The 14,438-nt window shown below is 36.5% G+C and carries 12 protein-coding genes and 1 pseudogene; 5 read left to right on the top strand and 8 right to left on the bottom strand.

The window, feature by feature from the left end:
- Positions 1 to 27 precede the first annotated feature (27 nt).
- The gene (locus AC1Q8M_RS16975; RefSeq protein WP_000823606.1) at positions 28 to 972 is read left to right on the top strand and encodes an iron-hydroxamate ABC transporter substrate-binding protein; all 945 of its coding nucleotides are present in this window, start codon (positions 28 to 30) and stop codon (positions 970 to 972) included.
- Between the two features lie 11 nt (positions 973 to 983).
- On the opposite strand, the gene AC1Q8M_RS16970 is transcribed toward AC1Q8M_RS16975, so the two are convergent.
- Positions 984 to 1,514, bottom strand: a complete 531-nt coding sequence (locus AC1Q8M_RS16970; protein ID WP_000871172.1) for a BofC C-terminal domain-containing protein — start codon at positions 1,512 to 1,514, stop codon at positions 984 to 986.
- 430 nt (positions 1,515 to 1,944) lie between these two features.
- Here AC1Q8M_RS16970 and AC1Q8M_RS16965 point away from each other — a divergent pair, with 430 nt between their 5' ends.
- Complete coding sequence (locus tag AC1Q8M_RS16965) at positions 1,945 to 2,379, top strand: hypothetical protein (RefSeq protein ID WP_000721216.1); 435 nt, start codon at positions 1,945 to 1,947, stop codon at positions 2,377 to 2,379.
- Between the two features lie 33 nt (positions 2,380 to 2,412).
- Here the strand turns inward: AC1Q8M_RS16965 and AC1Q8M_RS16960 are convergent, their stop codons facing one another.
- The 5 genes and pseudogenes from AC1Q8M_RS16960 to nadB all read right to left on the bottom strand — a co-directional run bounded on the left by AC1Q8M_RS16960 (position 2,413) and on the right by nadB (position 8,821).
- Positions 2,413 to 3,057 carry a YhcN/YlaJ family sporulation lipoprotein gene (locus AC1Q8M_RS16960; RefSeq protein WP_001093537.1) on the bottom strand — a complete coding sequence of 215 codons (645 nt, stop codon included), beginning with the start codon at positions 3,055 to 3,057 and terminating at the stop codon, positions 2,413 to 2,415.
- 1,868 nt (positions 3,058 to 4,925) lie between these two features.
- Positions 4,926 to 5,076 (bottom strand): annotated as a pseudogene (safA, locus tag AC1Q8M_RS16955) (SafA/ExsA family spore coat assembly protein); the annotation flags it as partial.
- Positions 5,077 to 5,301: 225 nt separating this feature from the next.
- Positions 5,302 to 6,408: a quinolinate synthase NadA gene (nadA, locus tag AC1Q8M_RS16950; RefSeq protein ID WP_000025335.1), complete on the bottom strand. Its 1,107-nt coding sequence runs from the start codon at positions 6,406 to 6,408 to the stop codon at positions 5,302 to 5,304.
- 30 nt (positions 6,409 to 6,438) lie between these two features.
- Entirely contained in the window at positions 6,439 to 7,272 is an 834-nt protein-coding gene (nadC, locus tag AC1Q8M_RS16945) for a carboxylating nicotinate-nucleotide diphosphorylase (RefSeq protein WP_001092229.1), read from the bottom strand.
- A gap of 19 nt (positions 7,273 to 7,291) precedes the next feature.
- Positions 7,292 to 8,821, bottom strand: coding sequence for an L-aspartate oxidase (gene nadB / locus AC1Q8M_RS16940; RefSeq protein WP_098361474.1), 1,530 nt, complete (start codon positions 8,819 to 8,821; stop codon positions 7,292 to 7,294).
- 152 nt (positions 8,822 to 8,973) lie between these two features.
- Here nadB and AC1Q8M_RS16935 point away from each other — a divergent pair, with 152 nt between their 5' ends.
- From AC1Q8M_RS16935 to AC1Q8M_RS16925, 3 genes are all read left to right on the top strand, one after another.
- Positions 8,974 to 10,116: an IscS subfamily cysteine desulfurase gene (locus AC1Q8M_RS16935; RefSeq protein WP_098684213.1), complete on the top strand. Its 1,143-nt coding sequence runs from the start codon at positions 8,974 to 8,976 to the stop codon at positions 10,114 to 10,116.
- Positions 10,116 to 10,658 carry a transcription repressor NadR gene (locus tag AC1Q8M_RS16930; protein WP_000812275.1) on the top strand — a complete coding sequence of 181 codons (543 nt, stop codon included), beginning with the start codon at positions 10,116 to 10,118 and terminating at the stop codon, positions 10,656 to 10,658. The genes AC1Q8M_RS16935 and AC1Q8M_RS16930 overlap by 1 nt, the downstream gene beginning before the upstream one ends.
- A gap of 79 nt (positions 10,659 to 10,737) precedes the next feature.
- On the top strand, positions 10,738 to 11,385 hold the full coding sequence (locus AC1Q8M_RS16925; RefSeq protein ID WP_023523107.1) for an MOSC domain-containing protein: 648 nt from the start codon (positions 10,738 to 10,740) through the stop codon (positions 11,383 to 11,385).
- A gap of 160 nt (positions 11,386 to 11,545) precedes the next feature.
- Here the strand turns inward: AC1Q8M_RS16925 and pheA are convergent, their stop codons facing one another.
- Both pheA and AC1Q8M_RS16915 read right to left on the bottom strand, forming a co-directional pair.
- Complete coding sequence (gene pheA / locus AC1Q8M_RS16920) at positions 11,546 to 12,397, bottom strand: prephenate dehydratase (RefSeq protein WP_065229389.1); 852 nt, start codon at positions 12,395 to 12,397, stop codon at positions 11,546 to 11,548.
- 96 nt (positions 12,398 to 12,493) lie between these two features.
- Positions 12,494 to 14,407 (bottom strand): ABC transporter permease, encoded by a 1,914-nt coding sequence (locus AC1Q8M_RS16915; protein WP_098855679.1) that lies wholly within the window; start codon positions 14,405 to 14,407, stop codon positions 12,494 to 12,496.
- Positions 14,408 to 14,438 lie beyond the last annotated feature (31 nt).

Genomic DNA, 14,438 nt, shown 5'->3' with positions numbered 1-14,438 from the left:
AATACTAATTAAAGGGGTTACATCAGGATGAAACGTAAGCTATTTATTTTATTTACTATTATGCTTGTTGTTCTTTCTATCGTTGGCTGTTCTTCTCAAAAAGAAGAATCGAAAGCAAAAGAACAACCGAAAACAAAAGTTGTAAAACATGCTAAAGGTGAAGCTACAATTCCAGTAAATCCAAAGAGAATTGTTGACTTATCTGGATCAACAGAAGAACTATTACTTCTTGGACACAAACCTGTTGGTACAGCAAATACATATAAAGATAAAATCCAAAATCACTTAACAGACAAATTAGATGGAGTAAAAGCAGTTGGTTGGTACTGGGCACCTAAAGTTGATTTAGAAGCTGTTACTGCTTTAAAACCAGACTTAATAATTTTAAACAACCGTCAATTAAAAATTTATGATCAACTAGAAAAGGTTGCACCTACAGTTGTTCTAGAAACAAACTTAGAAGACTGGCGTGGTAAGTTTAAAGAAGTAGGTAAGCTATTTGACGAAGAGAAGAAAGCAGACAAATGGATTGCAGACTACGATAAGAAAGCAGACTCTTTATCTAAAAAAATTAAAGAGAAAACAAAAGATGAGAACTTTATGTTCGTTGCAGTTACACCTCAAAACTTCCGTGTATACGGCAGCTTCGGATACGGTGACATCATCTTTAACGACTTAAAACTTCCTGCAACAAAAGGTACAGATTTAAAACAAACGATGGCGCAAGTATCACTAGAAGGTCTAGTTGCATTCCAGCCTGATCAAATGTTTATTGTAAACTTCGGCGGCGAAGCTGATAAAGTGTACGAAGACTACAAAAACAGTGCTGTTTGGAAAGACAATAAAGCAGTTAAAAATAATCACGTATATGAAGTATCAAATGAAGTCTTCAATACGAAAGCATTCAATCCAATTGGAAAAGATATGCTAATTGATGAAATCGCAAAAGAAATTTTAGCTAAAAATAAGTAAGAAAAAGCAGCTCACCATGAGCTGCTTTTTTTCTTATTTTGCACTGCGTATTGTTTCATTTTTTCAATCGTCTTTACAAAACCTTCTTTTGATTTAATCCGAATACCACGCTTCAATTTCGCACGCTCATAACTCTCAAGCTTTTTCATATCAATTTGAAAGAAAGAATGGATCGCATTATCACTTTTTGGCACACCTTTGAAAATTTGTAATATCCCTTCCTCTGAAACACCAAAATATCCGCTCGTTTTCAATAACGGAGAAATATCATCAACTTTCTTTTGTAATACGATTTGTACATCATCACGATCAACAAGTTGCCATTCTTTATATTGCTGTAAAAACTTTTCTAAATCCGCTACTTTTTCTGTAAGTATTTCCTCACTTACTTCTCCATCAACATACATACGCTCTAATAAAATTGTAACCTCAGGTTCTTTTTCCGTTACTTCTGGTACTGGCCCTTCCGCCTTCACATTCGTTTCATAAACGAAACAAAACATCATAACGAAAGCTTGCATCGCAATCAGTATCCATTTCATTTCCGTTCACCTCTTTTAGGCAAGATCATACTTTCATTAGTAGTTTTTCCGGAAATGGGGGTTTTATCCATATTACATTTCTTTCGAAAAATAAAAAATGCAGATAAGGGTTTACCTCATCTGCATGTATCATTTACTTTTATATAAAATGAAAGACGCCTGCAAAGCAGGCGTCTTGATGCGTTTACGGCGAGAGACCAGGCGACCACATTCGCGTGTTTAGCACTTAAGCATATCTCTCGTCTTACGTAAATTAGCTCATCGCTTTGTTAATATAACATTAATAAATTATAAGTGCAACATGTTTATAAAAATATTTTATTCCCTCTTTTATCCAACTGAATAATATGTAAATTATAAATTGATAAAAGTAATATATATGTTACAATTAATATAACAGCGAAATCATAATAAACAGGAGATGGATATTGTGAAAAAAATAAAGGATGAACGTCTCATTCTGAAAACATTAAAAAACATACGTATTGCCTTTCTTTTTCAATCGCTTGGTATAATTGGCATTTTAGGCTATATCGGATTCACTGAAGGAATGGATCAAATTACGAAATCTCCATTATGGCTATTATTTATTCTTACAAGTATCGTCCTTAGTTATTTACAGTTAAGTGTTTCAATCGATGTAGAAGAAAGTGAAAAGGAAATAAAGTCAACTCCTTATTATAAACTTGTCTTCCGCTCCCTTATTGTAGGAATCGTTATGGCTATTATTTATATTATTTTCAGTCCAGAAAGACCACTGTTTGAAGCTATTTTAACAGGTAGTATTCTTTTCATATGCTTTTTAGTTTCTTACTCCGTTAGTTATTTTATTAAAAAACGTCGTTTACAAGACAACGATGAATAAAGAGGAAGGGCTCACCCTTCCTCTTTTGTTTTGTTATCGCACTGTACCAGTTAAACCGTAACGAATGTCTCGGAACATATTCACTATGTCACGATTAAAATCGTTTGTAACTGTACCGTTACGTAGACGCGTACTCATTGCATCGACACGAGTAAACATATCATTTCTTACAGAAACATATACGTTTCTGTTTCCAACTTCATTTGAAACCGCTTGACGAATTTCGTTCGCCATCGCCGTTTCATTTGTCACTGTGTTACGTGGTTTTACCGCAATCGCTACATCGTTTCCATATACAACTGTAGACACACGGTCTACGTTATTCATACGTTTCACACGATTTGTTATTCTTTCAGCTGTTTTACCATCATTGTTAATGTATGAATTGTTCATTGTAATATTACGAGTTGGATGCGGATTAGCAATTTGTCCATTGTAATTTACATCTCGATAATAATTGTATCCTGTATCGTTACGACCATTTCTATATGTTACATAATCTGTATAACGATCATTACGTGTCACATTATCACGATACTGGTGTGTATCATTATAAGATGTACGTTCGTAATTGTAGTTACGTCCATCCATTGCATTGTTATCTTTCGGTGTACCACATGCAGCTAATGCACTGGTAACTAACAAAGAAGCAGCAATCACTTTTACTTTCGTATTCAATACAAAAACCCCCTCTGTTAGAATGAGCTTCTCTACTGAAAAGCTCCCTCTTATGATGAGTAACAGAGAAGGTTTTTACACTGTTAATATTTCACTGGGAATTTTCTAGCACTTCATAAAAAAACTGCATTTTCTTAATTAACACGAATGCAAAAAAGCGGGAATACTCCCGCCTTTTTAAACTTCTTCGTCCTCTTCTTCTGAAACGGGCTCTCCAAATACATTTGGTGGATCTGGTTGATAATACATCGTTCCTGGCTGTGGTGCATATGCAGACTGAGTTGGTTGATAATATAAAGGATTCGCATATTGCGGACCACCTGGTTGTGGACTATATAGTCTACTTTCTCCTCCGCATCCACAATCTTCCTCACCCTGCACAAGCGGCGGCATATTATTATCCATTGGCATCATATTCGGATTTGGCATAGACGTATATTGTGGTCCAAACGGCGCTCCTTGCTGATATGGCATTTGATATGGATTTGGTTGTTGATAATACGGATTCGGCGGCATCATGGGCTGTTGATACGGCATTTGATATGGCATCATATTCGGTGGTTGATTGTTATCCATTATCGGCATTATATTCGGCATTTGATTGTTATCCATTATCGGCATCATATTCGGCATTTGATTGTTTTCCATAATTGGCATCATATTCGGCATTTGATTGTTTTCCATTATCGGCATCATATTCGGCATTTGATTGTTATCCATTATCGGCATCATATTCGGCATTTGATTGTTATCCATTATCGGCATTATATTCGGCATTTGATTGTTTTCCATAATTGGCATTATATTCGGTGGCTGGTTGTTATCCATAATTGGCATTATATTCGGTGGCTGGTTGTTATCCATAATTGGCATTATATTCGGTGGCTGGTTGTTATCCATAATTGGCATTTGAATATTTGGCATTTGAATATTTGGCGGTATGACTTGTGGAATAACTACATTTTCTTTCGATACATTTGGTGATACTATATTCCCTACGTTTTCTTTCTTTACTTGTGGTGACACTATATTCCCTACGTTTTCTTTCTTTACTTGTGGTGACACTATATTCCCTACGTTTTCTTTCTTCACTTGTGGCGATATTATATTCCCTATATTCTCTTTCTTCACTTGTGGTGACACTATATTCCCTACATTTTCTTTCTTCACTTGTGGTGACACTATATTCCCTACATTTTCTTTCTTCACTTGTGGTGACATTATATTTCCTACATTTTCTTTCTTGACTTGCGGTGACACTATATTCCCTACATTTTCTTTCTTCACTTGCGGCGTTATTATATTACCTACATTCTCTTTCTTCACTTGCGGCGATACTATATTATTTTTTTTCGTTTGCGGAGAAATGATATTGTTAGGTTTCATTTTACTAATTTGAGGAGCAATTAACTCGCTTCCTTTTTTTATTACATCTGAAATTTTATATTCTTTTTTCGGTTTTATTGGTGGTTGTGGCGGCTGTGGCAATACATTTACCGAAAACTTCGTGTTTTCTTTTTCCGCCGGTTTTTGTTTTTCTATCACAGGTGGTTTTTGAATAACAGACGGTTTTTCAACTGGTTTCTCTTTTTGAATTGGCTGTTCTTTTTGCACCTCTTTTTGCGGTTTCACCTGTACTTCTTTTTGCGGCTTTACCTGCATTTCCTTCTGCGGTTTTACTTGCACTTCTTTTTGTGTTTGTTGCATAGCTGGCTGCTGTGTAATTGGTGCTGATTGATACGTAACTTCTTCTTCATCTTCTATTCCAAGCGGAGTTGGTGTTGCTGCAAATTCTTTTTGCTGCACTTCTTTTACGTATTGCTTTGGAGGCGCTGAACCTGCTCCAGCCTGTTGTTTCATGTGAATACTCTTTGATGGCACTTTAATTTTCATACCTGGCATGATTAAATCTGGATTACTAAGTTGTGCATTTGTTTTTTTCAACGTGTCAAAATCCACTCCGTACTTTTTCGCAATTTTCCAAAGGGTATCCCCTTTTTGCACGATATGAATTTTCAAATTTTCCCCCTCCTGTATAACTTATCTATAAGTAACAAATCTCATGAAGTAACTCTTTCTAAATAACATTAACTTCTTTTCACTTTTATCACTTCTTCGATTTTCAATATCATTCGAAGTGGAATAAGCATAAAGAACCACAATGATTTCTTCAAAACAATGTATGCCCATTTTGTTCTTGTTATGATTATATGTATGAAAAAAAGCAACGGGAATACCGTTGCTTTACACACGCTCTAACATACGATTTAATGCAAGAACCGCTTCTGCCGTTACTTGTTTATCTACGCTAATAACGTTAATTTCTTCTCCTCTTTCTATCGTTTCAAGTACCCATAATAAGTGAGGCAAATCAATTCGGTTCATCGTTAAGCATGGACACATAAATGGATTAAGTGAAACAATTTCTTTATCTGGATGTTGCTGAATAATTCGGTTCACTAAATTCATTTCTGTACCAATCGCCCATTTGCTACCAGATGGCGCCGATTCAATCATATCAATAATATACTTCGTTGAGCCTGCATAATCTGAAGCAGCTACCACTTCATAGCAACATTCTGGATGTACAATAATATTCATATCAGGATGATTTTTTCGTACGCTCTCAATGTTCTTCACTGTAAAATTTTGATGAACAGAACAATGCCCTTTCCATAAAATCACTTGAATTTCTTCTATATCCCCATCGTACTCTAATGAATCTGTGTGTGGGTCCCATACTGCCATTTTATCTAACGGGATACCTAAATCGTACGCTGTATTTCTCCCTAAATGTTGGTCTGGTAAAAAGACGAGACGCTCTTTTTGAGTAAACGCCCAAGATACCATTTGCTTTGCATTAGAAGAAGTTACTGTTGCTCCTCCGTTACGACCACAAAACGCTTTAATTGCAGCTGTAGAGTTCACATATGTTAACGGAATCATCGTATCTCCAAATAATTTCTTTAACTCTTTCCACGCTCTTTCTGTTTGTTCAATATCTGCCATATCCGCCATCGAACAACCTGCACGCATATCTGGTAAGATAACAACTTGATCATCTGTCGTTAACATATCTGCTGTTTCCGCCATAAAGTGTACCCCGCAAAACACAATATATTTTGCGTCTTTATTGCTCGCTGCAACTTGCGCAAGCTGAAGTGAATCCCCTGCTGCATCTGAAAATTGTACCACTTCATCTTTTTGATAATGATGCCCTGGAATGAATAACATTTTCCCCATCTTCTCTTTAATTTCACGAACACGCTTTTCCATATCTTCCGTTGACATCGTGTAATAACGCTCTGGTAACATCGTTTCAATTGGCTGTACTTGTTCTAAAATACTCATATACGTTTCTCCCCCTCTAAGCCACTTTCCTTACCCTTCAATATTGAAACTAATATCAAGTGCTTTCACTGAATGTGTTAACGCTCCAAGTGAAATATAATCTACCCCTGTTTTTCCGTATTTCGATAAATCTTCAATTGTGATGCCCCCTGAAGCTTCTGTAACGATAGCGCTTGGTACAATTTTCGAAAACTCCCGGATTTCATCTGGCGTACGATTATCGAACATAATAATATCCGCACCAGCAGCAACAGCCTCTCTCACCTGTTCCTCAGTTTCTGTTTCTACTTCTACTTTCACCATATGTCCTAACTTTTCTTTCACTGATGTAACAGCTTTTGTAATAGAACCAGCAAACACAATATGATTGTCTTTAATCATGACACCATCATATAAACCGAAGCGATGATTAAATCCACCACCACACACGACTGCATACTTATCAAACATACGTAGTCCTGGCATCGTTTTTCGCGTATCACAAATGCGAGTATGGCTACTATCTAAAGCAAGAACCGCTTTACGCGTCATCGTCGCTATTCCGCTCATACGCTGAATAACGTTTAATATAACGCGCTCTGCTGTTAATAACGATGCAATTGGCCCTTGCACAGTTGCAATGATTTCGCCTTTTTCTACAAGATCTCCATCTTTTTTATGAAGCTCTACTTCAATTCTCTCATCAATTAATTTAAATCCTGATTCAATTACTAAACGTCCTGCAAAGACCCCTGTATCCTTCGCAAGAAACGTTCCTTTCGAAAGTAAGTTATCTGGAAAAATAAGCTGAGATGTTACATCTCTTTCTCCTATATCTTCTAAAAAAAATCGATTTAATGCTTCTTTAACTTTTATCGTGTTCATAAAGCCCCTCTTCCCTTCATCACACAAGTTGTAGTTTTCTCTTTACTCGAACAATCTCTTTCTTTCCTATATTTCTATCTGGATAATCACTTCGGTAATGCCCGCCAATACTTTCTTCTCTTTGCAGGGCTGAAACAACTATAAGCTCACAAACTGTTAACATATTAATAAGCGTTATCTCTTCATTCGTAAGAACATCATGTTGTAATATCATATTTCGAACACCGTACTTACTAAGCCAGCTCTTCGCATAAAATAAGCTTTGCTCTGTTCGCACAATCCCAACATATTTCATCATACATTTTTGTATTTCTTCTTTCGTCGGTAAATGATTCAGAACGATAAACTTTGCTTCTTTGTCGGCTAGCATGTTCACCTTTTCTTTTGTCTCTCTAGATAAAATGTGCCTTCCGATTCTTCCTCCAAACACAAGACCTTCTAATAATGAATTACTCGCTAATCTATTTGCACCATGAACCCCATTACAAGCTACTTCTCCGACTGCGTATAGGTTCGGAATAGACGTCTCTCCATCACAGTTCGTTTTCACGCCACCCATGTGAAAATGAGTACCGGGCACGACTGGAATAAGGTTTTTATTTATATCGACTCCATTCGTTTTACATATCGATGACACGGTCGGAAAGCGTTGTTCAAAGTTTTGAATCATTTCGATGTTTAAGTACACTTTTTCACCCGCAAGTAGCTGTTCATGAATAGCCCTTGCGACTACATCACGAGGCGCTAAATCCTGTTCGGAATGTATATCCATCATAAAACGCTGCCCTTTGCCATTTATAAGGACAGCTCCTTCTCCACGAACAGCTTCGGACACGAGGCCGGAACAACGCCCACCCACGTATAACATCGTCGGATGAAATTGTATAAACTCTAAATCTACAAGCTCTCCGCCTGCACGGTACACCATTGCAAGTCCATCACCTGTAATTGTCTCATCATTAGAAGTAAAGGCGTATAAACCGCCAATACCGCCTGAAGCTAACACCGTATAATCTGCATTGTAACGTTTCAGTTCTCCTTTATTGTTGCGAGTTAAAGCCCCAACACATTTATCTTTTTCTATAATAAAATCGAGCACCATTTCCTGTTCCACTACCGTAACGTATGGAGCTACTTCTTGAATAAGATGCTCTAATAAATTCTTTCCTGTTGCATCGCCACCTGCATGTAAAATACGACGTTTTCGATGCGCTCCTTCTTTTCCAAGATGAGGACCTGTTTCATCTCCATCAAATTTCATTCCTCTTTCAATAAGGTTATTAATTTCTTTCGGTCCTTCCTCGACTAAATAACGGACCACTTCTTCATTGTTATAATGACACCCTGCTACTAACGTATCTTCAAAATGATCATTAGGATTGTCATATGTAGCTACCGCTGCGGCAATTCCACCTTGAGCTAAATGTGTATTATTATTACGTTCCGTCTCCTTTGTGATAATAATCACATTCTTTTCGTGACAAATCTCTTTTGCAACACGAAGTGCCGCAACGCCACTTCCAATAATTAAGACATCTGCACTTGGCATAATTGTTGCCTCCTACTTTACACTTTTCAACTGTCTTGACACCTATATTTACATAGTTTTAAAATAATGACAAGAGTTTTTTTATAATTCTTATTTTCACTACCATTTAAAAAGTAAAAGAAATGTAACTCTTACTAGAGAGAGGAACTTACATGATGATATATCTTGACTATGCAGCTACTACACCTATGAGCGAGGAAGCGTTACAAACATATATGAAAGCAGCTTCGCAATACTTCGGAAATGAACAAAGTTTACATGATATTGGAGGAACGGCTTCTTCTTTATTACAAGTTTGCCGAAAAACATTTGCGGAAATGATTGGAGGCAAAGAACAAGGCGTATTTTTCACAAGCGGTGGATCGGAATCGAACTATCTTGCGATTCAATCACTTCTAAATGCCCGAAATAAGAAGCATATTATTACGACACCTATGGAACATGCATCCATTCGAAGTTATTTTCAATCTCTAAAATCAAAAGGTTATACGATCACTGAAATTCCTGTTGATAAAAGCGGACTCATTTGTTTAGTAGATTTAGAGGCAGCTATTACAGAAGATACTGTGCTAGCAAGTATACAGCATGGAAACTCTGAAATCGGAACCGTTCAAAACATTACAAAAATCGGGCCACTTTTAAAAAAATATAATGTTTTATTTCATACGGATTGTGTGCAAACGTTTGGTAAACTGCCTATCCATGTTTTTGAGATGGGGATTGATAGTCTTTCTGTTTCAGCACATAAAATATACGGACCAAAAGGTGTCGGCGCTTGCTACATAAATCCGCAATCTCGCTGGGAACAAGTATTTCCAGGAACTTCTCACGAAAAAGGATTTCGCCCAGGTACAGTAAATGTTCCCGGCATCGCATCTTTTTTAACAGCTGCTGAAAATATATTAAAAACCCAATGGGAAGAAAGTTTACGTTTTAAAGAGTTACGATCCTACTTTTTAGAGCAAATACAAACACTTCGGCTAGAAATTGAAGTAGAAGGCCATTCTACTTCTTGTTTACCACATATTGTTGGGGTTACAATAAAAGGAATAGAAGGTCAATATACTATGCTAGAATGTAATCGTCATGGTATTGCCATTTCCACCGGAAGTGCTTGCCAAGTCGGTAAACAAGAGCCTTCGAAAACTATGCTTGCAATTGGAAAAACGTATGAAGAGGCCAAACAATATGTCCGCTTCTCTTTCGGACAACAAACAACGAAAGATCAAATTGATACTACTATTCATGCACTACACACAATTGGAAATCAATTTTATAGAGGTGTTAAATCATAATGAAACAAAATGAACAAAAAAAGATTTTAGGTGAAGAAAGACGACAGCTTATCCTCCAGTGGCTTCTTGCTGCAAATGAACCGTTATCTGGGAATGAACTATCGAAAAAGACGAACGTAAGTAGACAAGTTATCGTGCAAGATATTTCCTTGCTTAAAGCACGAAACGAACCAATTATTGCGACTGCTCAAGGTTATTTATATTTAAAGCCACAAGAGAAGCAACAAACTTTCGAACGCGTAATTGTATGCCAACATAAACCAGCAGAAGTACGTCAGGAACTTACAATGCTTGTTGACCATGGCGTTACGATTAAAGACGTAAAAGTTGAGCATCCTGTATACGGTGACTTAACAGCATCCATTATGGTAAGCAATCGCTTTGATGTAGAGCAATATTTACAAAAAATCGAAAACACAAATGCTTCCTATCTTTCACAACTAACAGATGGTATTCACTTACATACAATCGAGGCAGATTCTAAAGAAAAATTAGATGCTGCTTGTGAGGCACTGGATAAAGCAGGATTTCTCGTTTATTAATGTAAAGCACAGAGTTTTTATCATTCTCTGTGCTTTTTTAATGCTATAATATTGTAATCAATCGTAAAGGAGATCAAATATGGGAATTGAACTCGTTCACTTTAGCATTGGCAAACCGAAACAAATGAAATATGGCGAAGATAAAGAAATGATAACAGGTATATGTAAAGATCCTACAGAAGAGGCCTTTCTCTCAAAAGACGGATTTCGTGGTGATGACGTAGCGGATTTAAAACATCACGGGGGACCTGATCGTGCCGTTTGTGTGTACCCACACGAGCATTACGCACTATGGGAAGAGGAATTTCAAACTACGCTTCCCGCTTCCACATTTGGTGAAAACATTACCGTAACAAATATGTTAGAGCATGACGTATGCATCGGAGATACATATCAACTAGGCGAAGCAATCATTCAAGTAACGCAAGCTCGCGTACCTTGTAGCACAATTTCAAAACGTCTTGGCATCCCTGGCATTTTGCCGCGCATTGTAGCAACTGGATTTACTGGCTACCTATGCCGTGTTCTTCAAGAAGGTACTGTACGTAAAGATTCTAAAATTACATTACTAGAACGTCAACCCGGCAATGTTTCTGTTTTGTTCTCTAACGAAATTTATTTTCATAATAGAAAAGATAAAGATGGCATTGAAAAAATTCTTGCTGTTCCAGAACTAGCTGATATTTGGCGTGGTCAGTTAGAAGATCGTCTTGCGAAGTTAAAATAAAGTGAAACTTTAATCAGCCCTCACCAATCGGGCTGCCCGGCAAATAGCGGGATAAAGAATCCCACCTTTTGCAGGTGGGATTTTATTAATCTATCAAAAAATATACTAGGCAATGAAATGATATGGACGATTAGGCAAATACAAATATTCCATCTACATCTTACAACCAATAAGAAGAATAACTCCCCAGTACAGTAACAGAAAAACCGAGTGCTTCAAGTTCCATCGTTACGCCTGGCAATAATACGTCATCGTATGCTTTATCGACATCGATTAAGAAAAAGTAATTTCCAAGACCTGTTTTCATCGGACGCGATTCGATTTTTGATAAGTTTAATTTTCTCCATGCGAAAGCTGATAGCACTTGATATAGGGCACCTGCATAATCTGCAGGTAACGTTATCATAAGCGTCGTTTTCTCTCCGCGGTTTTCTCCGTTATTCGGGAGTATTGCTTTCTTTTTCTTATGGAGCACTAGGAAGCGTGTATGATTATTTTTATGCGTATGAATACTACGTCTTACAATTGTTAATCCGTATTTTTCTGCAGCTGCTTCATTTGCAATAGCGGCAATTTTTTCTTCAGGATGTTCTTTCACATATTGCGCAGCGGCACTTGTGGATGTCATATCTCTAACAGTTACTCCTTTTAATTCTTCATTTACAAACTTATGGCACTGTGCAATGGCATGCGGATGAGAATGCACCGCATATACTTCATCCCACACTTCTGCATACTGCGGATGTACAAGTAAATGCTGCTGAATTGGTACTGTAATTTCTCCTACAATAGAAAGCGGCTGCTCATGTACAAGATAATCAACCGTTATATTCACTGAACCTTCTATTGCATTTTCTAACGGTACGACTGCGAAGTCTACATTTTCATTTGCAGCTGCATCTATACAATCTGGAATCGTTCGATACGGTACATGATCTGCTTCCGGAAAAAAACGACTCACCGCCATATTTGTAAATGTTGCTTCTGGTCCTAAATATCCTACTCGAATCATCGTCTTTTCCCCTCTTTTTCGTTTTCTTACTGTTATACCATACTTTTTTATATTCTTCTATGTAAATTTCGAATATTAAAAAAAGACTAGCATTTGCTAGTCTAAATGTTTCTTATATTCTCTTTGAGCGAAGAAGAAATAAATGATACATGCTACGATATAAAACAGAATGAACAAACCTACTTTTTTTAATGATCCATCCATAAAAAAAGTATTATGAAACGTATATAACGCAACTGCACTATGCATACTCCCTACTATAATTGGCGCAAAAAATAGCATACATAATTGCCAACGAGAAATTTTCCATACTTCTTCCTTCGTCATTCCAAGTTTAGAGAGTGCACCATACTGCTTTCGGTCCGATGCAATATTATGGAACCATTTAAAATACACGATACTACATGAAGTAAGAAAGAATAATATACTAATAAACGAGCCCACAAATAGAGTAATATCGCCGCCTTCTTTCATACTTACATATAACTCCATATTACTTCGAAATGCATTATTATTATCTTGTTTCATATGTTTCCGTAAATCTTCGTTCAATTTCTTCGTCTTTTCGATATTTGATAATGTGTAGCCTCTATATATCATCTTTTCAGAATCAGGAACCTTATTTGCTATATTGTCAAAGTCTTCATCATTCATAACGAAGAACAGACCATTAATGTACGAAGGGTGATAGTTAAATTGAACCCCTTCTTTCTGACCGTTAAATACGAATTGATATGGTTGATTCATTACTTGCAATTGAATCTCTTTTTGATTATATACATTCGAATTATTGTATTTATTATAATAAACGAGTGTCACTGTATCTTTTTTAGGATGATATGTTTTCTGTTTTTGTTTCCTCGCTTCTTGGTTATAATCACTTTCTTTTATAAGCGGTGCTATTGTTGTTTCTCCTTTATTAGACTGAAAGGATGCATACACTCCAACAAAACTCATATATTGAAAATCATCATACCCATATTGATTCAGTAATTTTTCAACCGCACCTTCTTCAAAGACTTCATAAGTAGAAATACCTTTTTCTATGTACGAAAACGAGTGTATCCCTCCCGTTCGCCACATATCTTGCATGCTAGAAAAATACAAGAACACCGTACCTGTTGCCGTAACTACAAACGTCGTTGCCATAGACATCAGAAAGAAAAAGCGACCATTTTCCTTCATTCGATGTGACAATTGATTCACTATAAATAAATATGGATATGTATACATAATCTTTTTATTTCGCTTTATCACTTCTAACACTTGGGTAGCACCATGCGCGAAAGAAAAATACGTTCCCAAAAAGACAAGTATAGACACAGGGAAAAAGTATATTGCTATCGTAGCCATCGTCACTTGTAGCGCTAACGCATATCCTATCCCTAAACAAATAAAGCCGAATATACAAAGCCACTTTGATGTTTTCTTCTCTTTTTTATCTGTTCGAAATTCTTTCAATAACCGAATGATTTTTATATTCCATATACGTAAAGCACTTATAAAAGATAACAGAATAAAAACGACCATATATGTAATAAATGTTACACCAATCGCACTTACGTCAAATATAACAGGGAGTTCTTTCGGAAGCCCCAGTAACATACTAAACACCATGAAGAAGAGCTTTAAAAAGATCAAGCCCAGCCCTATACCGAAAATATTAGCAAAAATTCCAATTAATATTTGCTCGGTCATAATTACTCCTATTACGTTAGACTTCGTTGCTCCCATTAACATATATAACCCTAATTCTTTCTTACGTGCTTCTATGAAAATAGAAGTAGAGTACAAAATAAATATGACGAAAAAAGAAATAATTATAACATTACATATGATAAGTCCCCAGCGTACGTTTTGATACCACATCGTCTCTTGCATATACGGATGTACAATGACAGACATATATGCAAAAGATGCAAATATCGCAAAACAACTACTTAAGAAAAACACTTTATAATTACGCCAATTTCCTTTTATATTTTGCAGCGCTAGTTGCTGAATGTTCATCTATCTTCCTCCTGTAACTTACTACATAGGC

The organism is Bacillus sp. GW823-FHT06A10 (genome assembly GCF_058795375.1).
Note: the sequence above shows the minus strand (reverse complement) of the source record. Positions and strands in the feature narration are given on the sequence as shown.

Bases quoted from the DNA above. Each gene is read 5' to 3' on its own strand.
- AC1Q8M_RS16975 (WP_000823606.1), top strand. From the start codon at position 28: ATGAAACGTAAGCTATTTATTTTATTTACTATTATGCTTGTTGTTCTT.
- AC1Q8M_RS16970 (WP_000871172.1), bottom strand. From the start codon at position 1,514: ATGAAATGGATACTGATTGCGATGCAAGCTTTCGTTATGATGTTTTGT.
- nadA (WP_000025335.1), bottom strand. From the start codon at position 6,408: ATGAGTATTTTAGAACAAGTACAGCCAATTGAAACGATGTTACCAGAG.
- nadC (WP_001092229.1), bottom strand. From the start codon at position 7,272: ATGAACACGATAAAAGTTAAAGAAGCATTAAATCGATTTTTTTTAGAA.
- nadB (WP_098361474.1), bottom strand. From the start codon at position 8,821: ATGCCAAGTGCAGATGTCTTAATTATTGGAAGTGGCGTTGCGGCACTT.
- AC1Q8M_RS16935 (WP_098684213.1), top strand. From the start codon at position 8,974: ATGATGATATATCTTGACTATGCAGCTACTACACCTATGAGCGAGGAA.
- AC1Q8M_RS16930 (WP_000812275.1), top strand. From the start codon at position 10,116: ATGAAACAAAATGAACAAAAAAAGATTTTAGGTGAAGAAAGACGACAG.
- AC1Q8M_RS16925 (WP_023523107.1), top strand. From the start codon at position 10,738: ATGGGAATTGAACTCGTTCACTTTAGCATTGGCAAACCGAAACAAATG.
- pheA (WP_065229389.1), bottom strand. From the start codon at position 12,397: ATGATTCGAGTAGGATATTTAGGACCAGAAGCAACATTTACAAATATG.
- AC1Q8M_RS16915 (WP_098855679.1), bottom strand. From the start codon at position 14,407: ATGAACATTCAGCAACTAGCGCTGCAAAATATAAAAGGAAATTGGCGT.